Consider the following 19,696-nt stretch of genomic DNA (forward strand, 5'->3'; position numbering starts at 1 on the left):
TCTGGCTCCTCGTGTCCTGGTCCTCGTGTCCTGGTCCTGGCGGCGGGTCCTAGCGGCGGGTCCGGGTGCGCTCGCGGTCCGGGGTTCCCACGGGGTCCCAGCCGCGACGGACGGGCACCGTCCCGCGGCCGGGCCGGCGGCTGTCCCGGGATCGGTAGACGATGTAGGGACGGAACAGGTAGTGCAGCGGGGCGGTGAAGGCGTGCACCAGCCGGGTGAACGGCCAGACCGCGAACAGGGCGAACGCCCACAGCACGTGCACCTTGAAGCCCAGGGACGCGGCGGCCATCGCGGCCACGTCCGGCTGCAGGATCCAGATGGAGCGGAACCACGGGGACACGGTGCTGCGGTAGTCCGTCACCGAGTGGTCGAACACGGAGATCGCGGTGACGGCCAGGCCCGCCAGGATCGCCCCCACCAGCAGCACGTACATGAACTTGTCGTTCTTGGTGGTGGCCATGAAGACGGGTCCCGTGGTGCGGCGGCGGTAGACGAGCAGCACGATCCCCACCAGGGTGCCGATGCCGGCGATCGAGCCGATGCCCAGGGCCATGACGTGGTACATGTCCTCCGTGACCCCCAGCGAATCCGTCCAGGCCCGCGGGATCACCAGCCCCACGATGTGGCCGACCAGCACGGCCAGGATGCCGAAGTGGAACAACGGGGACGCCCAGCGCAGCAACCGCGACTCGTACAGCTGGGAGGACCGGGTGGTCCAGCCGAACTGGTCGTAGCGGTAGCGCCAGACGGTGCCCCCGATGAAGAAGGCCAGGACGATGTAGGGAAGCACGCCCCAGAGCAGTACGTCCCAGATGCCGACGGGGACCTCAGCGCCGTCCATGTCCTGATCCTTCCGAGGTGGGGGTGAAGGGGAGCAACCGCGGGTCGGAGGCGTCCAGCCCGACGGTCTCCGTGGGCGGGCCGTACCCGGCCATGGCCTGCACGGCGCTCTTGTCCGCGGGCGAGGGGCCGGGCAGGGTGGAGCAGACCAGGGCGACGATCCCGTGATGGGGCAACGCGTCGTCCCGCAGGGCAAGGCGCAGCAGTTCCAGGGAGGGCCGGTAGCGCTGGAGCAACTCGTAGCCGGCGTCCGGACTCACCCGGGCGGCGAACTCGAGCACCAGCGGGAGGTAGTCCGGCAGCTCGGCGTCGTCCGGTGCACAGCCGTGGGAACGGTAGACCTCCTTGAACGCGGCCAGCGCCTCGCCCCGGCGGCGCGTGTCCCCGTCCGTCCAGTAGGTCAGGTGCAGGCTGTGCCGCCGGGACAGGTCGTACTCCTGGACGTAGTCGGACTGGACCTCGTGCAGGGGCCGGGCGGTGAGCCAGTCGACCAGCGGCTGGGTCAGGGCCGGTTCCGCGCCGACCTCGGCGAGCGCCGCGCGCACCGGCTCGATCCGCTCCAGCAGCTCCTCGTCCGGATAGGACAGCAGCACCGCCGCAGCCTGCCGCACGACCGCGCTGCGGACCGGGTCGGGGTCCGTGTAGTCCTCCGGATCCAGGCTGCCCCTCCCGGGCTTGCCCAGCAGCCGCTCCAGGAGCCTCATGCCGTCTCACCGCTTCGGGTGGTGGTGCCGTCGGCCGGACCGGGCGGCTCCTCCACCTGGCCCACGTCCTCGGCCGTGCGGTGCGGGAACAGGCCCTCGGGCGTGCCGTGGCCGTCCCAGTTGAGCAGGTTCACGCGGCCGGCCAGCTGGGTGTTGCCGGTCGGGTCGTCGGCGGTCTGCCGGGCCTGCAGGGCCATGAACGTCTCCTGGGCCACCGGGACCGGCCGCCCGGAGGCCTCCCCGAACCCGCCCATCTGGCCCATGCCGGGGCCGCCGTCCACGTCCAGCGAGCAGCCCAGCTCCTCGAGGTTGTGCGCGTCCTCCACGTGGGCCGAGGGGATGACGTAGCGCTCGCCGTACTTGGCGATCGCCATCAGCCGGTACATCTCCTGGACCTGGGCCCCGGTCATGCCGACGGCCCGGGCGATGGACTCGTCCGCCTCCCGGCCCAGGGTGATGTCCCGCATGTAGGAGCGCATCGCGGCGAGCCTGCGCAGCACGTCCGTGACCAGCCGGGTGTCACCGGCGGTGAACAGCTCGGCCAGGTACTCCACCGGGATCCGCAGCGACTCGATGGCCCCGAACAGGTTCTCGGCGTCCTCGCCGTCGTGGCCCTGGTCCTTGAGCAGGTCGACCACCGGGGACAGCGGCGGGACGTACCAGACCATCGGCATGGTCCGGTACTCCGGGTGCAGCGGCAGCGCCACCCGCATCTCCTTGGCCAGCTTGTACACCGGTGAGCGCCGGGCCGCGTCGAGCCAGTCCTCGGGGATGCCCTCGGCGCGCGCCGCCTCGATCACGGCCGGGTCGTGCGGGTCCATCATGAGGTCGAGCTGGGCCTCGTACAGGTCCTGCTCGTCCGGGACCGAGGCGGCCTCGGTGACCCGGTCGGCGTCGTACAGGAAGATGCCGATGTACCGCAGCCGGCCCACGCAGGTCTCCGCGCACACCGTGGGGATGCCCACCTCCACGCGGGGGTAGCAGAACGTGCACTTCTCGGCCTTGCCGGACTTGTGGTTGTAGTAGATCTTCTTGTACGGGCACCCGGTCACGCACTGACGCCAGCCGCGGCAGCGGTCCTGGTCCACCAGCACGATCCCGTCCTCGGCGCGCTTGTAGATGGCCCCGGAGGGACAGGAGGCCATGCAGGAGGGGTTCAGGCAGTGCTCGCAGATCCGCGGCAGGTAGAACATGAAGGTCTGCTCGAACTCGAACCTGACCTTGTCCTCCGACTCCCTCCGGACCTTCTCCACGATCGGGTCCAGGTGACCGGACCCGGCGGTGCCGCCCAGGTTGTCGTCCCAGTTCGCCGACCAGGAGATCCTGGTGTCCTTCCCCGTGATCAGTGACTTGGGCCTGGCCACCGGGAAGTCGTCCCCGGCCGGGGCGTTGATGAGGTTCTCGTAGTCGTAGGTCCACGGCTCGTAGTAGTCCTTGAGCTCGGGCTGCACCGGCGAGGCGAAGATCCCGAACATCTTGGCCAGGCGGCCCCCGGACTTGAGCCTGAGGTTCCCCCGCCGGTTCAGCTCCCAGCCGCCCCGCCACTTCTCCTGGTCCTCGTACCGGCGCGGATAGCCCTGGCCGGGGCGGGTCTCCACGTTGTTGAACCACACGTACTCGGTGCCGGCACGGTTGGTCCAGGCCTGCTTGCACGTCACGGAGCAGGTGTGGCAGCCGATGCATTTGTCCAGTGCCATCACCATGGCGGTCTGGGCCATGATCCTCATCAGTACTGCACCTCCTGGGAGCGCTTGCGGACCACCGAGATGATGTCCCGCTGGTTGCCGGTGGGGCCGAGGTAGTTGAACGCCCAGGACAGGTGGGCGTAGCCGCCGATCATGTGCGTGGGCTTGACCAGGATCCGGGTCACCGAGTTGTGGATGCCACCGCGCCGTCCGGTGGCCTCGGACTTCGGCACGTCGATGGTGCGTTCCTGGGCGTGGTGGACGTACACGACGCCCTCGGGCATCCGGTGGGAGACGATCGCCCGGCCCACGAACACCCCGTTGTTGTTGACGCACTCCACCCAGTCGTTGTCCGTCACCTCGATGAGCGCGGCGTCCTGGGCGCTCATCCACACGGAGGTGCCGCCGCGGGAGAGCGAGAGCATGAACAGGTTGTCCTGGTACTCCGAGTGGATGGACCACTTGTTGTGCGGGGTCAGGTAGCGCAGCGAGATCGACAGCTCCCCGCGCTCGCCCAGCTTCGGCTCGCCGAACAGGCGGTGCATGTCCAGCGGCGGCCGGTACAGCGGCAGCATCTCCCCCATGTCCTTCATCCAGTCGTGGTCCAGGAAGAAGTGCATGCGCCCGGTCAGGGTGTGGAAGGGCTTGAGCCGTTCGATGTTGACCGTGAACGGGGCGTACCGCCGCCCGCCCGTCTCCGAACCGGACCACTCCGGGGAGGTGATCACGGGCACCGGCGCGGCCTGGGTGTCCGCGAAGGTGATCCGCTTCTCCTGGCTGCCGGCGGCCAGGTCCGCCAGTGGCACCCCGGTGCGCTTCTCCAGGGTCTCGAATCCCTGCACGGCCAGTTCCCCGTTGGTGGTCCCGGAGAACATCAGGATGGCCTCGGCCATCCGCGCGTCGGTGTCCACGGCCGGGCGGCCGGCGGCGGCACCGGAGTCGAACACCCCGTGCAGCCGGCCGAGCAGCTCGACCTGCTCGGTGACGTCGTAGGTGATGTGCTTGGTCGTGAAGCCCAGCGTGTCCGCCAGTGGCCCGACCGCGGTGAACTTGTCCCCGATGGCCGTGTAGTCCCGCTCCACGACCTTCAGGTTCGGCAGGTTCCTCCCGGGCACGGCCGGCAGGTCGGTGCCCTTCCACTCCGGGACGATGCCCCCGGGCTGGGCGATCTCCCCCGGGGTGTCGTGCGTCAGCGCCGTGGCGACGACGTCCCGCCTCACCCCCAGGTGGGTCCTGGACTGGCGCGAGACCTCCTCGGCGAGCAGCCGGAACAGGTCGTAGTCGGTCTTGGCCTCCCACGGCGGGGTGATCGCTGGGGTGAAGGCGTGCACGTAGGGGTGCATGTCCGTGGAGGACAGGTCGTGCTTCTCGTACCAGGTGGCGGCCGGGAACACCACGTCCGAGAGCAGCGTAGAACTGGTCATCCGGAAGTCCGCGGAGACCAGCAGGTCCAGCTTCCCCTCGGGGGCCTCCTCGTGCCAGCGGACGTCGCGCGGCCGGGACTCGCCGTGGTCCTGGCCCAGCACGTTGTGGTGGGTGCCCAGCAGGTGCTTGAGGAAGTACTCCTCCCCCTTGGCCGAGGACCCGAGGAGGTTCGAGCGCCACAGCACCAGGGTGCGCGGCCAGTTGGCCTCGGCGTCCGGGTCCTCCACCGCCATCTGCAGGGACTCGTCCTTGAGCCGGGCGGCGATCCACTCGGCCTCGGTGGCGGCCTCGCCGTTCCCGACGGCGGCCGCGGCCTGGTCCGCGACGTCCAGCGGGTTCTGGGTGAACTGCGGGTAGAACGGCATCCAGCCCAGGCGGGTGGACTGGGCGATCACGTCCGCGGTGTGCTTGCCCGCCAGGTGGCCCTCGGCCAGCGGGGACTGCAGCGAGTCCGTGGAGTAGCCGTCCGAGCGGAACTGGTCCGTGTGCATGTACCAGAAGGCGGTGCCGATCATGAACCGCGGCGGACGGGTCCAGTCCGAGGCGGCCGCCATGGCGGCCCAGCCGGTGATGGGCCGGGCCTTCTCCTGGCCGACGTAGTGCGCCCAGCCGCCGCCGTTGCGGCCCTGGCAGCCGCAGAGCATCAGCAGCGCCAGGATGGCGCGGTACGTGGCGTCCCCGTGGTACCACTGGCAGATGCCGGCGCCGAGGATGATCATGGACCGTCCGCCGGAGTCCTCGGCGTTCTTGGCGAACTCGCGGGCGGTGCGGATGGCGGCCTCGGCGGGCACCGAGGTGATGTCCTCCTGCCAGGCCGGGGTGTAGGGCGTGTGGGGGTCGTCGTAGCCGCCCGCCCACTGGCCCGGCAGGCCGGCGCGGCCGACGCCGTACTGGGCGAGCATCAGGTCGAACACCGTGGTGACCTTCCGCCCGGCCACCTCGGTGACCGGGACGCCCCGGCGGATCACCGACCCGGAACCGTCCGCGTCGGTGAAGGCGGGCAGGTCCACCACGGAGGCGCCGCCGTCGTACCCAGTGGTGTCCGCCACCGACAACGAGGGCCGCACGCCCTGCAGGTCCAGGTTCCAGCGCCCCTCGTCCCGCTCGTTGTACCGGAAGCCCACGGAGCCCTGCGGCACCACCGGGGTGCCGGCGTCCCGGTCCATCAGCACCGTCTTGAAGTGCGGGTCCGCCGCGTCGGCCTCGACCCCGCCGAGGTCGGCGGCCGTGAGGAACTTGCCGGGCACCACGGTGCCGTCCGCGCGCTCGTCCAGGGTGACGAGGAAGGGCAGGTCCGTGTACTGCAGCACGTAGTCCTCGAAGAACGGCACGCGGCGGTCCACGAAGTTCTCCCGCAGCACCACGTGCCCCATGGACATCGCCAGGGCGGCGTCCGTGCCGGCCTGGGCCGGCAACCACTCGTCCGCGAACTTCGTGTTGTCCGCGTAGTCCGGGCTGACGGAGACGACCTTGGTCCCGCGGTAGCGCACCTCCGCCATCCAGTGGGCGTCCGGGGTGCGGGTGACCGGGACGTTGGAGCCCCACATCATCAGGTAGGTGGCGTCCCACCAGTCCCCGGACTCGGGCACGTCGGTCTGGTCGCCGAACACCTGGGGGCTGGCCACCGGGAGGTCCGCGTACCAGTCGTAGAAGCTGTTCATCACCCCGCCGATGAGGTTGATGAACCGAGCACCGGCGGCGTGGGAGACCATGGACATGGCCGGGATGGGCGAGAAGCCGGTGCAGCGGTCCGGACCGTAGGTCCTGATGGTGTGCACGTGGGCGGCCGCGGAGAGCTCGATCGCCTCCTGCCAACTGGCCCGCACGAGACCGCCCTTGCCACGGGCCCGCTGGTAGCTGCGGCGCCTGTCCGGGTCCTCGACGATGGACTGCCAGGCCGTCACCGGATCGCCCCCGGTGGCCTTCTTGGCGTCACGGTACATCTGCAGCAGCGTGCCGCGGACGTAGGGGTAGCGCACGCGGGTGGGTGAGTACGTGTACCAGGAGAACGCGGCCCCGCGGGGGCAGCCGCGCGGCTCGTACTCCGGACTGTCCGGGCCGACCGAGGGGTAGTCGGTCTCCTGGGCCTCCCACGTGATGATCCCGTCCTTGACGTACACCTTCCACGAACAGGACCCGGTGCAGTTCACCCCGTGGGTGGAGCGGACCACCTTGTCATGACTCCACCGGTTCCGGTAGAACGCGTCACCGTCCCGGCCCCCCTCCCGGAAGACCGCTCGGCCGTCCTCCGTCTCGTCCCATCGGGTGAAGAACCGACCGATGTTGAGCAGTGCCTGAGTTGCCGGACCATCCATGCCGGGCTTGACCGGGGTCACCATGGGGCCACTGTAAGCATGACAAGGCCTCCAGCGGCAGACCCCAGTCCTGGGATCGGCCGCCGGAGGCCTCGTGAGGGGCGATGGTCCACCGATCGGTCACCTGACCGAGCCGGACAGCCCGGTCAGGCCCGTGCGCGTGCCCTCATCGCGCCCGGTCGTGGTCCGCGGGTCACACGGGTCCGGTGTCGCCCTCCCGGATGCGCTCCGGTTTCAGCGAGCGGCCGGTGTGCGTGCGGGAGGAGCCGACGACGTTCCCGGACTTCCAGTCCGCCCAGCCCGGACGATCGACCATGAAGTCCTCGATCTCGGCCGCAGAGGCCACGAGCTTCGGGTCGTGCTTGAGGTAGTGGCGGGTCTCCCGGGCGATCAGGCCGGACAGGATGAGCAGGCCGATGAGGTTCGGCAGGGCCATCAGGCCGTTCATGATGTCGGAGAAGTTCCAGACGACCGCCAGCGGCACGGTGCAGCCGATGAAGACCACGAGCGAGAACACGACGCGGTACGGCATCACCAGCCGCTGGCCGAAGAGGCGCTCGACGTTGCGCTCGCCGTAGTAGGACCAGCCCAGGATGGTGGAGAAGGCGAACATCACCAGGCCGAGGGTGACGATCCAGTGGCCCCACTGGCCCGGCAGGCCGGTGGAGAACGCCTCGCCGGTCATCAGGGCCGCGGAGACCTGTTCGCCGGTCTCCTCGTCGACCCGGTTCCAGACGCCGGTGGTGATGATGACCAGGCCCGTGCAGCTCACGACGATGATGGTGTCGATGAACGTCTGGGTCATCGAGACCAGGCCCTGGCGGACCGGGTGCGTGGTCTGCGCGGCAGCGGCCGCGATCGCGGCAGAGCCCATGCCGGACTCGTTCGAGAACATGCCGCGGGCCACGCCGTACTGGATCGCGATGATCAGGATCGATCCGGTGAACCCGCCGACGGCGGCGGTGCCGGTGAAGGCATCGGTGAAGATCAGGGCGAGGGCGGCCGGGATGTCCACGACGTTGGCGATGAGGATGTACAGCGACGCCGCCACGTAGAAGACGATCATGACCGGCACGAACCCGGCGGTGACCCGGCCGATGGACTTGATGCCCCCCACCAGCACGAGCAGGGTCATCACGGTCAGGATGATGCCGGTGATCCAGGGCAGCAGGCCGAAGGACTCCTCGACGTTGGCCGCGATGGAGTTGGCCTGGGTCATGTTGCCGATGCCGAAGGAGGCCAGGAAGGCGAAGACGGCGAAGGACAGCGCCAGGATCTTCCCGAGCGGGCCCTTGATGGCCTTCTGCAGGTAGTACTGCGGCCCGCCGGACTTGTCCCCGGCCTCGTCGGTGGTCCGGAACCGGACGGCCAGGTAGGCCTCCGAGTACTTCGAGGCCATGCCCACCAGGCCGGTCACCCACATCCAGAACAGCGCGCCCGGACCGCCGATGCCGATGGCGGTGGCCACGCCGACGATGTTGCCGGTGCCCACGGTCGCCGCCAGGGCGGTGGTGAGGGCCTGGAACTGCGAGATGTCACCCTCCTCGGAGTCATCCCGGCGCCGGATGATCCCGAGGTTCAGAGCGGGGAAGAGCTTGTGGAACTGCAGGAACCCCAGCCGGATGGTCAGGTACAGGCCCGTGCCGAGCAGCAGCGGGATGAGGAAGAAGGGCCCCCAGACGAAGGACCCGATGTCTCCCAGGACTTTTTCCAGTTGTTCCATGACGATGGACCGGTCTTTCTCTCACAGGGTGCGACGCCCGTCCCCCACGGGCCTGAACCGGTCACACAGTGACCGGAACGTCCAGAATGTGTCATGCACCACGGCCAGTCAAGTCAGGTGCCGACGAACGCCGGAACCGGAACATGATGGACATGTTCAACCGTTCTCTCAGGAGCTGCGGGGCGCGTCCGGTCCGACCACGATGGTGGCCCGCGGCGACTCCGCCAGGCGTCGGGCCACCGCGCGGACCTGGTCGGAGGTGACCTGGCGCCACCGGTCCAGGGCGCCGTCCAGGTCCACGAACTCACCGGTCACGAGCTCTGCGCGTCCCAACCGGGACATCCGGGACCCGGTGTCCTCCAGGCCCAGGACCGTGCCCCCGGACAGCTGCCCGCGGACGCGGTCGAGCTCCTCGTCGGTGATGCCGTGCTCGGCCAGGCGTTCCAGTTCCCCCACCATCAATCCGGCCACGGAGTCCGCCCGGGCCGGGGAGCAGCCGGCGTACAGCCCGAAGTAGCCCACGTCCGAGTAGGAGGCCGAGAACGAGTACGTGTTGTAGGCCAGTCCGCGCTTCTCCCGGACCTCCTGGAACAGCCGGGAGCTCATGCCGCCGCCCAGGGCCGAGTTCATCACGGCCAGGGCGAACCGATCCGGATCCAGGGTGTGCACGGAGCGGCCTCCGACGAGGACCGAGGCCTGCTCCACCGGGCGTGCCACCCGGTGCACGCCCTCGGTGATCCCGGCCCCGGTGTAGACGTGGCTGCGCCGCGGGGCCGGTGCGGCGCCCTCGGGCAGGTCCCAGCCGGAGCGCTGCAGGGCCTGCAGGACCAGCCGGCACACCTCATCGTGGTCCAGCCCGCCGGCAGCGGTCACCACCAGCTCGTCCGGCCGGTACCACTGCCGGTAGTGGTCCACCACGCGGTCGCGGGAGATCGCCCGGATGGCGTCCGGGGTGCCACCGATCGGCCGGCCGAGCGGGTGCCCGTCCAGCAGCCTGGTGGCCAGCTCCTCATGGGCGGTGTCGACGGGGTCGTCGGCGTCCATGGCGAGTTCCTCGAGGATGACGCCCCGCTCGGTCTCCAGTTCCACCGGGTCGATCAGCGCCGAGGTCACCATGTCGGTGATGACCTCGATGGCCATCGGCAGGTCGGTGTCCAGCACCCGCGCGTGGTAGCAGGTGGACTCCTTCGCGGTCGAGGCGTTGGACTCCCCGCCCACGCGGTCGAACGCGGTGGCGATGTCCATCGCGGACCGGTGCGGGGTGCCCTTGAAGAGCAGGTGCTCCAGGAAGTGCGTCGAGCCGAAGCCCCCCTCGGCCTCGTCGCGCGATCCCACGGCGATCCAGAAGCCGATCGTCACCGACCGTTGCTCCGGCATCGACTCCGTGAGCACCCGGACGCCCCCGGGCAGCACGGACCGGCGCACCACGGAACCGTGCCCGGCGTCCTGGATGGTGCCGGTGAAGCCTGCGGGGATCGGGATGGTGGGAGTCATGTGCCTGAAACTACCAGCGCGCGGCCACGGTTCCGGCCACCCCGCCTGCCCCCGGGTACGCGAGAGGCCGGTGGGCCGCACTCTCGTGCGGCCCACCGGCCTGTCAGGACGCGTTCGCCACTCCCCCGCGGGCACCGCCCCGGGTGCGGCGCCGGCCGGGGCCGGGCTGCACCGTCATCGGGGACGTCCGGGGAGGACCGGCGGGAGGGAGGGTCAGCCCTCCTGGTCGGCGCCCTCGGACTCCTCGGCGCCGGACCCGCCCTCGGACGAGGCGCCGTCCTCGACCACGGGGGCCAGGGAGAGCTTGCCGCGGTCGTCGATCTTGGTGATCTCCACCTGGATCTTCTGGCCGACCTCGACGACGTCCTCGACGTCCTCGACGCGCTTGCCCTCGTTGATCTTGCGCAGCTCGGAGATGTGCAGCAGCCCGTCCTTGCCCGGCGTCAGGGACACGAAGGCGCCGAAGGTGGTCAGCTTCACCACGGTGCCGAGGTAGCGCTCACCGACCTCGGGGACCTGCGGGTTGGCGATGGCGTTGACCGCCGACCGGGCGGCCTCGGCCTGCGAGCCCTCGGTGGCGCCGATCAGCACGGTGCCGTCGTCCTCGATGGAGATGTCCGCACCGGTGTCGTCCTGGATCTGGTTGATCATGGCGCCCTTGGGCCCGATGACCGCACCGATCTTGTCCACCGGGATCTTGATGGCGATGATCCGCGGCGCGTACTGGCTCATCTCGTCCGGTGCGTCGATCGCGGCGTTCAGGACGCCCAGGATGTGCAGCCGGGCCTCACGGGCCTGGGTCAGGGCGGCCGCCAGCACGGAGGCCGGGATGCCGTCCAGCTTGGTGTCCAGCTGGATCGCGGTGACGAACTCGGAGGTGCCGGCCACCTTGAAGTCCATGTCACCGAAGGCGTCCTCGGCACCGAGGATGTCGGTCAGGGCCGCGTAGCGCGTCTGGCCGTCCACGGTGTCCGAGACGAGGCCCATGGCGATGCCGGCCACGGGGGCCTTCAGCGGCACGCCGGCATTGAGCATCGACAGGGTCGAGGCGCAGACCGAGCCCATGGAGGTGGAGCCGTTGGAGCTCAGGGCCTCGGAGACCTGGCGGATGGCGTAGGGGAACTCCTCGCGGGACGGCAGTACGGGCACGATGGCCCGCTCGGCCAGGGCGCCGTGGCCGATCTCGCGGCGCTTCGGGGAACCCACGCGACCGGTCTCGCCGGTGGAGTACGGCGGGAAGTTGTAGTGGTGGATGTAGCGCTTGGAGGTCTCCGGGGCCAGCGAGTCGATCTGCTGTTCCATCTTGAGCATGTTCAGCGTGGTGACGCCCATGATCTGGGTCTCCCCGCGCTCGAAGATGGCGGAGCCGTGCACGCGCGGCAGGACCTCGACCTCGGCGGTCAGCTTGCGGATGTCCGTCAGGCCACGCCCGTCGATGCGGACCTGGTCCTTGAGGATGCGCTGGCGCACGACCTGCTTGGTGACGGCACCGTAGGCCTTGGCGACCTCCTGGCGGCGCTCGGCGAAGGCCGCACCCTCGCCGGTCAGTGCCTCGATGACCTCGAGGTGGTAGGCGTCGGAGGCGTTCTGGCGCTCCTGCTTGTCACCGATCGAGTAGATCTCGGTCAGCCGGGCGGCGGCGAACTCCTCCACCGCGGCGTAGGCGTCGTCCTCGTAGTCCTTGAAGACGGGGACGTCCACCGGGGCCTTGGCCGCGCGGGCGGCCAGGTCGGCCTGCGCCTCGCACAGGGCCTTGATGAACGGCTTGGCGGCCTCGAGGCCCTCGGCCACGATCTCCTCGGTGGGGGCGGTGGCGCCCTGGTCCTTGACCAGGCTCCAGACGCCGGGGGTGGCCTCTGCCTCGACCATCATCACGGCGATGTCGTCACCGGCCACGCGGCCGGCCACGGCCATGTTGAACACGGCGTTCTCCAGCTGCGAGTGCTTCGGGAAGGCGACCCACTGGCGGTTGCCGGCGCCGTCGTCGATCAGGGCGACGCGCACGCCGCCGATCGGACCGGAGAACGGCAGGCCCGAGAGCTGGGTGGACATGGACGCGGCGTTGATGGCCACGGTGTCGTAGATCTCGTCCGGGGCGATCGAGGTGACGGTGACGACGACCTGCACCTCGTTGCGGATGCCCTTGGTGAAGGCCGGGCGCAGCGGACGGTCGATCAGGCGGCAGGTGAGGATGGCGTCCGTGGTCGGACGGCCCTCACGCCGGAAGAACGAGCCGGGGATGCGGCCGGCGGCGTACATCCGCTCCTCCACGTCCACGGTGAGCGGGAAGAAGTCGAAGCCCTCGCGCGGGGACTTGCCGACGGTGGTGGCGGACAGCATCGACGTCTCCTCGTCGATGTAGACCATGGCCGCACCGGCGGCCTGCTGGGCCAGGCGGCCCGTCTCGAAGCGCACGACGCGCTGGCCGTAGGAGCCGTTGTCGATGACGGCTTCGGCGAACTGGATCTCGGGACCCTCCATGGGTGGGTGTCCTTTCGTAGCGGCCCGCCGCGTCACCACCCGGTCTTCGATCGAAGCCCCCGGACGCTTGGGTTCCGGAGGCCACTGTCGAGGACCGCGAACGGCGACTCGTGAGCGGGCATGGATAGAGATGGTGGGAGGCGTGCGCTCGGCGCGGTCCCCCCGGATAAGACTAGAGGCGGCGACCCGCTGGGGGGAAACCCCCACGCGGACCGCCGCCCCTACGTCACGTTACTTACGCAGGCCCAGACGCTCGATCAGGGCGCGGTAGCGCGCGATGTCGGTCTTCTCGAGGTAGCCGAGCATGCGACGACGGCGACCGACCAGGGCCATCAGGCCGCGGCGGGTGTGGTGGTCGTGCTTGTGCGACTTCAGGTGCTCCGTCAGGTCCTTGATGCGCCGGGACAGCACGGCGATCTGGACCTCGGGGGAACCGGTGTCACCCTCGTGGGTGGCGTATTCCTTGATGATGGACGTCTTGACGGCGGGGTCGAGTGCCACGCGAACTCCTCATGAGTTGTGCCGCGATCAGAGAGGACGGTCCCGCCACCGCGGACTGCAGCGGGCGCCAGCCGTCCATCCTAGCAGAGGGGCCGGACCTCGCACCGCCACGCGCTCGTGACGTACGGCAGCTCCAGCATCTCCCCGGGCGCGTGCCCCAGGTGCTCGAGGAGGTACCAGTCCAGGTTGGCGCGCATCCGGTCACGCACGGCGTCCGTGGCGCGCAGGTGGTAGGACCGGGTGGCCATCAGGTCGTGGAGTCCCTCCGGGGTGATCGGCTGGGTCCAGTGCCACCACCGGCCCTCGGGTGCCGTGAACCGCTCACCCACGGCCGGTGGCTGCCGAGGCGGGTGCACGTCACCGGCGTGCATGATCCGGCTGAGCCGGTGGACCCAGGGCACGGTGGTGTCCAGCTGGTTGGAGACGATGCCCAGCACGCCACGCCCGAGCAGCCGTGCGGCCTCCTGGGCCCCGGCCTCGGGATCGATCCAGTGCCAGGCCTGGGCGGCGGTCACCACGTCCGCGCAGCCGTCCGGCAGCCCGGTCCGTTCGCCCCCGGCCTGCACGGTGCGCACGCGCGGCAGCGCGGCTCGCAGGACCTCGAGCATCGCCGCGGAGGGATCGACGGCGGTCACCGCCAGGCCGTGCGCGTCCAGCAGGGCGGTGAACAGTCCCGTGCCGGCCCCGAGGTCGACGGCGGTCCGGGCGCCGGCGGGGACCAGGAAGTCCACCACGCCGGCCGGATAGGACGGCCGGATCGCGTCGTAGCGACGGCCGGTGGAACGGAACGCCTCGCCCTGGTGGAGCCGGGCGGTCTCCGTCAACCGGGGGCCGGCCGTCGGGCGCGGGGGGACGGGACTCACGAGGGGACGGCCAGGACCTGACGGGTGCGGTCGACGTCGTCGGTCATCTGCTCGATCAGCTTCGGTATGCCCTCGAAGGCGACCATGCCGCGCAGCCGCTCGACGAACTCGACCGCGACCTGCTGGCCGTACAGGTCGAAGTCCTCCACGGCCTCGTCCGGCCGGTCGATCACGTGGGCCTCGACCACTCGGGAGACCCCGTCGAAGGTCGGGTTGGAGCCCACGGAGATCGCCGCCGGCCAGCGGCGGCCCGATTCCTCGTGCAGCCATCCCGCATACACGCCGTCGGCCGGGATCATCCCCTGGACCTCGTCCGAGAGGTTGGCGGTGGGGAAGCCCAGTTCCCGGCCGCGGGCGAACCCGTGGACGACCTCGCCGTGGACGCGGTGGTTGCGGCCGAGCACCCCGGCGGCCTCGGAGACGTCCCCGGCGCGCAGCGCGTCCCGGATCCAGGTGGAGGAGCACCGGCGGTCCTCGCCGTAGTCGGCCACCGGCACCACCTCGAAGTGGTACTTCTGGCCCAGGGCGCACATCATGTCGAAGTCGCCGGCGTTGCGGTACCCGAAGCGGACGTCGCGCCCGACCACCACGGTGCGGGCGTGGAGGGCGTTGACGATGACGTTGCGCACGAACTCCTCGGGGCTCTGCTGGGCGAACTCGAGGGTGTAGTGGATGACGACCAGGCCGTCCAGGCCCACTTGGGACAGCAGGCGGGACTTCTCCTGCAGGTCCGTGATGGACTCCTGCGGCTCGTTGGGCCGGTGCACCACGCGCGGGTGCGGGTCGAAGGTGATCGCGATCGCGCACTGCCCGGCGGAGCGGGCCGTGGAGACCACGTGCTCGAGCACCTGCCGGTGCCCGCGGTGCACGCCGTCGAAGTTCCCGATGGTGACGACTGACGGCTCGAGTCCCGGGGGCACCTCGGCCAGTCCGTCCCAGTAGTGCACTGCGGTCCTTCCGCCTCGTCGGTCCTTCAGGTCCACGGGATTCCGGGGACCCTGAACATTATCCACCCGCTCCGGCGCGGCCTGCGACGTCGTCACGGTGCGTGAGCAGCCAGGCCAGGCCGAGGAGGGGCAGGACGAGCGGGATGTAGCCGTAGCCGGCGCCGAAACGGCTCCACACGGTGTCGTCCGCGAACAGCTCCGGGTCCAGTACGGTCCACAGGCCCACGCCGAGCACCCCGACCAGTTCCACCAGGACGGCGACCAGGGAGACGTACCAGGCGGTGCGCCCCGAGCGGGCCAGGGACAGCGTGGCCACGATGTACACGGCGGCGGCGAAGGCGGAGAGCAGGTAGGCCAGCGGGGCGGCGGAGAACTCCGTGGCGAGCTGGTACAGCGACCGCGCGAAGGAGGACAGGGCGAAGACGGCGTAGACCATCACCAGGATGCGGCCCAGCCCCTGGTTGCGCTTCGGCCGGGCGGGCGCGCCCCCGGACTCGAGGACTTTCTCAGCCAAACCAGATCACCTGCATCCTGTACAGCATCACGAAGACGGTGGGACCGACGGCGGCCATCACCAGGTTGGACCAGCGGGTCTTGTCCGTCACGGCCCACACGAAGGCCACCAGGGGCACCACCAGCGCGGTCAGGACGTACCCCCAGAACTCCCAGAGGGCTCCGCTCACCGGCTCACCCCCGGACATCCGGAACGCCGCGCCGGTGCCGTAGACGAGCAGGAACAGCTCGACGGCGGCGATCGAGAGGATCGAGGCGTCGGCCGGGAAGCGCCGCAGCACCGTCATGACGACGCAGATGAGCAGGGAGACGGCGCATACCACCGTTCCCACCCAGAACCAGGCATCGAGGATCACGGGGCACCGTCCGACGCGGCCGGTGCGAACACGATCTCCGGCTTGGCCCTGCCGTCCCGGTCACTGATGAGCGCGACGACGGCTCCGTCCGGGGCTTGCCCCGCCACGGTGCCCTCACGACCGGTCGCGGTGATCCGCCGGCCGAAGGACAGCTCCACCGCCTCGTCCGGGGTCAGCCGGCGGACGGGGAACAGACCGGCGGCGGCCTCGGACAGGTCCGTCGCGGTGAACCGCTCCCCCAGCTGCTCGATGGTCACGGCGTCGTCCACCGAGAACGGCCCGACGGCGGTGCGGCGCAGCGCCGTCAGGTGCCCGCCGGTGTCCAGCGCCTCACCGAGGTCCCGGGCCAGGGCCCGGATGTAGGTACCGGAGGAGCAGTCGACCTCCACGTCCAGGTCCACGATGCGCCCGCCGTCCAGGCGCCGGAACCCGGTCAGCTCGAAGCGCCGGACGGTGACCGGCCGGGCCTGGAGGGTGACGTCCTCACCGGAGCGGACCCGGTCGTAGGCGCGCCGGCCGTCCACCTTGATGGCGGACACGGTCGAGGGCACCTGCTGGATCGCACCGGTCAGCGGGAGCATCGCCGCACGCACCCGGTCCTCGGTGACGGCGTTGGCGAGCCTGGTCTGCACGACCTCGCCCTCGGCGTCGTCGGTGACCGTGCTCTGGCCGAGCCGCACGGTGGCCAGGTAGGTCTTGTCGGACCCGGTGATGGCGGTGAGCAGCCGGGTGGCCTTGTTGAAGCCGACCACGAGCAGGCCCGTGGCCATCGGGTCGAGGGTGCCGGCGTGGCCGACCTTCCGGGTGCCGGCCAGCCGGCGGACCTTCCCGACGACGTCGTGGGAGGTCCAGCCGGCCGGCTTGTCCACCAGCACCAGCCCGGAGGCGGAGGTGCCCGGAGCGCCCTGGGGCAGCTCCCGGCTCACCGGGGGCTGTCCTCGTCCCCGTCCGTGCGGTAGGGGTCGGCCTCTCCCGCGAAGGAGGCGTTCTGCCGCTGGCGGGCCAGCTCGGCATCACGCTCCTTCGCCTGCTGGAGGACCTGTTCGAGGTGCGCCGCCGCCTCGGGGACGTCGTCGGCCACGAACTCCAGGGTCGGCACCAGCCGGATGGTCAGCTGGCGGCCGACCTCGTGCCGGATGGCGCCCCGGTGGGTCTCGAGGACCTCCCGGACACCCTCGGCGGCCGTGCCGTCACCGAGCACCGTGTAGTACACGGTGGCGTGCTGCAGGTCGTTGGTGACCCGCACCTCGGTGATCGTGATCGACTCCGTCCGGTCGTCCTTGACCCGCTTGCGCAGGGCCTCGGCGACCAGCACCTTGATGCGTTGGGCCAGTCGGCCCGCGCGTGCCGGATCGGCCATGGGACTTCAGTCCTTTCTTCCGTGTCGGACGCGCATCAGGCGCGCGGCTTCTCCTGCATCTCGAAGGTCTCGATGACGTCGCCTTCCTTGATGTCGTTGAAGCCGCCCAGGCCGATACCGCACTCGTAGCCCTCGCGGACCTCGGTGGCATCGTCCTTGAACCGGCGCAGGGACTCGATCTTGAGGTTCCCGGCCACCACGGCGCCGTCCCGCACGAGGCGGGCCGCGGCGTTGCGGCGGATGAGGCCGGACCGGACCAGCGAACCGGCGATGCTGCCCCACTTGGAGGAGCGGAAGACCTCGCGGACCTCCGCGCTGCCCAGCTGGACCTCCTCGTACTCCGGCTTGAGCATGCCCTTGAGCGCTGCCTCGATGTCGTCGATCGCGTCGTAGATCACCGAGTAGAAGCGCATGTCCACGCCCTCCTTGTCGGCGAGGTCGGCGACGCGCTCGGCCGGGCGGACGTTGAAGCCGATGATGATGGCGTTGTCCACGGTGGCCAGGTTGACGTCGTTCTGGGTGATCGCACCCACGCCGCGGTGGATGACGCGCAGCTGCACGTCGTCCCCGACCTCGATCTCCAGCAGGGAGTCCTCGAGCGCCTCGACGGCACCGGAGGCATCGCCCTTGATGATGAGGTTGAGGGTGTCGATCTTGCCCTCGGCCACGGCCTGGTCGAAGTTCTCCAGGGAGATCCGCTTGCGGCGCTTGGCCAGCATGGCGTTGCGGTCCGCCGCCTCGCGCTTCTCGGCGATCTGGCGGGCGGTGCGGTCGTCCTCGGTGACCAGGAAGGTGTCACCGGCCCGGGGCACGGAGGACAGGCCCAGCACCTGGACCGGGCGGGAGGGCAGCGCCTCCGTGACGGTCTCGCCGTTGTCGTCGAACATCGCCCGTACGCGGCCGTGGGCGTTGCCCACCACCATGTTGTCCCCGACGTGCAGGGTTCCGGACTGCACCAGGACGGTGACCACGGAACCGCGGCCCTTGTCCAGGTTGGCCTCGATGGCCACGCCACGAGCGCCCTTGTTCGGGTTCGCGGTCAGGTCCAGCGCCGCATCCGCGGTGAGCAGGACGGCGGAGAGCAGGTCCTCGATGTTGAGGTTGTTCTTCGCCGAGACGTCCACGAACATCGTGTCGCCGCCGTACTCCTCGGGCACCAGTCCGTACTCGGTGAGCTGGCCGCGGATCTTGTCCGGGGAGGCCTCCGGCTTGTCGATCTTGTTGACCGCCACCACGATCGGCACACCGGCCGCCTTGGCGTGGTTCAGGGCCTCGACGGTCTGCGGCATGACGCCGTCGTCCGCGGCGACCACGAGCACGGCGATGTCCGTGACCTTGGCACCACGGGCACGCATGGCGGTGAACGCCTCGTGGCCCGGGGTGTCGATGAAGGTCAGCTTGCGATCCGTGCCGTCGTGCTCGAAGTCCACCTGGTAGGCGCCGATGTGCTGGGTGATGCCGCCGGCCTCGCCCTCGATCACCTTGGTGGAGCGGATGGCATCCAGCAGGCGCGTCTTGCCGTGGTCCACGTGGCCCATGACGGTGACGACGGCCGGACGGCGCTCGAGGTCCTCCTCGGTCTCGGCGGCCTCCTCGGCCTCGAGATCGATGTCGAAGGTCTCCAGCAGCTCCTTGTCCTCGTCCTCGGGGGACACGATCTCGATCGTGTAGCCGAGTTCGCCGGCGAGCACCGCGAAGGTGTCCTCGTCCAGGGACTGGTTGGCGTTGGCCATCTCACCGAGCTGGAACAGCACCTTCACCAGCGCCGCCGAATCGGCATTGATCTTCTCGGCCAGGTCGGCCAGCGAGGAACCACGGCGCAGGCGGATGGTCTCGCCACTGCCGCGGGGAACCTTGACGCCGCCGATCTCGCGAGTCTGCTGCTCCAGCTCCTGGCGCTTCGCGCGCTTCGACTTGCGCTGCTTGCCCCGCGGACCGCCACCGCGGCCGAAGGCACCCTGGGTGCCGCCACGGGCCGTGCGGCCACCGCGCGGACCGCCACCGGCGGGCCCGCCGCCGGTGCCGCCACCAGGACGGCCACGGCCGCCCGGACGGGCCGAGGCGGGAGCGGGCTTGTTGATGTGGCCGGGCATCATGTTCGGGCTCGGGCGTGGGCCGCCCGGACGCGGAGCCGCGGGAGTGCCGGCACCGGCGCCCGCACGGGGGGCACCCGCCGGACGGGGACCACCCGGACGCGGACCGCCGGAGCGCTCCTCCGGACGACCGGACCGCATGCCCTGCTTGGGTGCGAACGGGTTGTTGCCCGGACGCGGGCCACCGGGACGGGGACCGCCCGGACGCGGGGCGCCGGCACGGGCGCCGGAGTCCTTGGAGGTGAACGGGTTGTTCCCGGGACGGGCCCCACCCGGCTTGGGCGCGCCGGCGCGAGCCGGCTGAGCCGGACGCGGGGCTCCGGGCTTGGCGGCCGGGGCCTTCGGTGCGGCCGGACCCGGCGTGGGGGCGGCGCTGTCCGAGGCCGGGGCCTGGTC

General features: G+C 70.5%; 15 protein-coding genes. All 15 read right to left on the reverse strand.

Going from position 1 to position 19,696, the window contains the following annotated elements:
• Nucleotides 1-49 precede the first annotated feature (49 nt).
• Nucleotides 50-841, reverse strand: coding sequence for a respiratory nitrate reductase subunit gamma (gene narI / locus CITRI_RS0112445; RefSeq protein ID WP_010145177.1), 792 nt, complete (start codon nucleotides 839-841; stop codon nucleotides 50-52).
• The gene (gene narJ, locus CITRI_RS0112450; RefSeq protein WP_010145178.1) at nucleotides 828-1,544 is read right to left on the reverse strand and encodes a nitrate reductase molybdenum cofactor assembly chaperone; all 717 of its coding nucleotides are present in this window, start codon (nucleotides 1,542-1,544) and stop codon (nucleotides 828-830) included. The genes narI and narJ overlap by 14 nt, the downstream gene beginning before the upstream one ends.
• On the reverse strand, nucleotides 1,541-3,271 hold the full coding sequence (narH, locus tag CITRI_RS0112455; RefSeq protein ID WP_010145179.1) for a nitrate reductase subunit beta: 1,731 nt from the start codon (nucleotides 3,269-3,271) through the stop codon (nucleotides 1,541-1,543). The genes narJ and narH overlap by 4 nt, the downstream gene beginning before the upstream one ends.
• Nucleotides 3,271-6,993: a nitrate reductase subunit alpha gene (locus CITRI_RS0112460; protein WP_010145180.1), complete on the reverse strand. Its 3,723-nt coding sequence runs from the start codon at nucleotides 6,991-6,993 to the stop codon at nucleotides 3,271-3,273. Before CITRI_RS0112460 ends, narH begins: the two co-directional genes overlap by 1 nt.
• A 169-nt stretch (nucleotides 6,994-7,162) precedes the next feature.
• Nucleotides 7,163-8,692, reverse strand: a complete 1,530-nt coding sequence (locus CITRI_RS0112465) for a sodium:alanine symporter family protein (protein WP_010145181.1) — start codon at nucleotides 8,690-8,692, stop codon at nucleotides 7,163-7,165.
• Nucleotides 8,693-8,860: 168 nt separating this feature from the next.
• Complete coding sequence (locus tag CITRI_RS0112470) at nucleotides 8,861-10,186, reverse strand: pitrilysin family protein (RefSeq protein ID WP_010145183.1); 1,326 nt, start codon at nucleotides 10,184-10,186, stop codon at nucleotides 8,861-8,863.
• A 213-nt stretch (nucleotides 10,187-10,399) separates the two neighbouring features.
• Nucleotides 10,400-12,667, reverse strand: a complete 2,268-nt coding sequence (locus CITRI_RS0112475; protein ID WP_010145184.1) for a polyribonucleotide nucleotidyltransferase — start codon at nucleotides 12,665-12,667, stop codon at nucleotides 10,400-10,402.
• A 231-nt stretch (nucleotides 12,668-12,898) separates the two neighbouring features.
• Nucleotides 12,899-13,168 carry a 30S ribosomal protein S15 gene (gene rpsO / locus CITRI_RS0112480; protein ID WP_010145185.1) on the reverse strand — a complete coding sequence of 90 codons (270 nt, stop codon included), beginning with the start codon at nucleotides 13,166-13,168 and terminating at the stop codon, nucleotides 12,899-12,901.
• 80 nt (nucleotides 13,169-13,248) lie between these two features.
• Complete coding sequence (locus tag CITRI_RS0112485; protein WP_010145186.1) at nucleotides 13,249-14,031, reverse strand: class I SAM-dependent methyltransferase; 783 nt, start codon at nucleotides 14,029-14,031, stop codon at nucleotides 13,249-13,251.
• Nucleotides 14,028-14,978 (reverse strand): bifunctional riboflavin kinase/FAD synthetase, encoded by a 951-nt coding sequence (locus CITRI_RS0112490; RefSeq protein WP_010145187.1) that lies wholly within the window; start codon nucleotides 14,976-14,978, stop codon nucleotides 14,028-14,030. Before CITRI_RS0112490 ends, CITRI_RS0112485 begins: the two co-directional genes overlap by 4 nt.
• A 58-nt stretch (nucleotides 14,979-15,036) precedes the next feature.
• Complete coding sequence (locus CITRI_RS0112495; RefSeq protein WP_010145188.1) at nucleotides 15,037-15,492, reverse strand: hypothetical protein; 456 nt, start codon at nucleotides 15,490-15,492, stop codon at nucleotides 15,037-15,039.
• Nucleotides 15,485-15,847 (reverse strand): hypothetical protein, encoded by a 363-nt coding sequence (locus CITRI_RS0112500; RefSeq protein WP_010145189.1) that lies wholly within the window; start codon nucleotides 15,845-15,847, stop codon nucleotides 15,485-15,487. Before CITRI_RS0112500 ends, CITRI_RS0112495 begins: the two co-directional genes overlap by 8 nt.
• Nucleotides 15,844-16,773, reverse strand: coding sequence for a tRNA pseudouridine(55) synthase TruB (truB, locus tag CITRI_RS0112505; RefSeq protein WP_010145190.1), 930 nt, complete (start codon nucleotides 16,771-16,773; stop codon nucleotides 15,844-15,846). The genes CITRI_RS0112500 and truB overlap by 4 nt, the downstream gene beginning before the upstream one ends.
• Nucleotides 16,770-17,207, reverse strand: coding sequence for a 30S ribosome-binding factor RbfA (gene rbfA, locus CITRI_RS0112510; RefSeq protein WP_010145191.1), 438 nt, complete (start codon nucleotides 17,205-17,207; stop codon nucleotides 16,770-16,772). The genes truB and rbfA overlap by 4 nt, the downstream gene beginning before the upstream one ends.
• Nucleotides 17,208-17,242: 35 nt before the next feature.
• On the reverse strand, nucleotides 17,243-19,696 hold a 2,454-nt coding region (gene infB / locus CITRI_RS0112515), incomplete at its 5' end, for a translation initiation factor IF-2 (RefSeq protein ID WP_010145192.1).

The sequence above is a fragment of the Citricoccus sp. CH26A genome (assembly GCF_000224415.1).
GTDB lineage: Bacteria > Actinomycetota > Actinomycetes > Actinomycetales > Micrococcaceae > Citricoccus.

What these genes read in the sequence shown, in the direction of transcription:
- narI (WP_010145177.1), bottom strand. Translation starts at nt 841, where the DNA reads ATGGACGGCGCTGAGGTCCCCGTCGGCATCTGGGACGTACTGCTCTGG.
- narJ (WP_010145178.1), bottom strand. Translation starts at nt 1,544, where the DNA reads ATGAGGCTCCTGGAGCGGCTGCTGGGCAAGCCCGGGAGGGGCAGCCTG.
- narH (WP_010145179.1), bottom strand. Translation starts at nt 3,271, where the DNA reads ATGAGGATCATGGCCCAGACCGCCATGGTGATGGCACTGGACAAATGC.
- CITRI_RS0112460 (WP_010145180.1), bottom strand. Translation starts at nt 6,993, where the DNA reads ATGGTGACCCCGGTCAAGCCCGGCATGGATGGTCCGGCAACTCAGGCA.
- CITRI_RS0112465 (WP_010145181.1), bottom strand. Translation starts at nt 8,692, where the DNA reads ATGGAACAACTGGAAAAAGTCCTGGGAGACATCGGGTCCTTCGTCTGG.
- CITRI_RS0112470 (WP_010145183.1), bottom strand. Translation starts at nt 10,186, where the DNA reads ATGACTCCCACCATCCCGATCCCCGCAGGCTTCACCGGCACCATCCAG.
- CITRI_RS0112475 (WP_010145184.1), bottom strand. Translation starts at nt 12,667, where the DNA reads ATGGAGGGTCCCGAGATCCAGTTCGCCGAAGCCGTCATCGACAACGGC.
- rbfA (WP_010145191.1), bottom strand. Translation starts at nt 17,207, where the DNA reads ATGGCCGATCCGGCACGCGCGGGCCGACTGGCCCAACGCATCAAGGTG.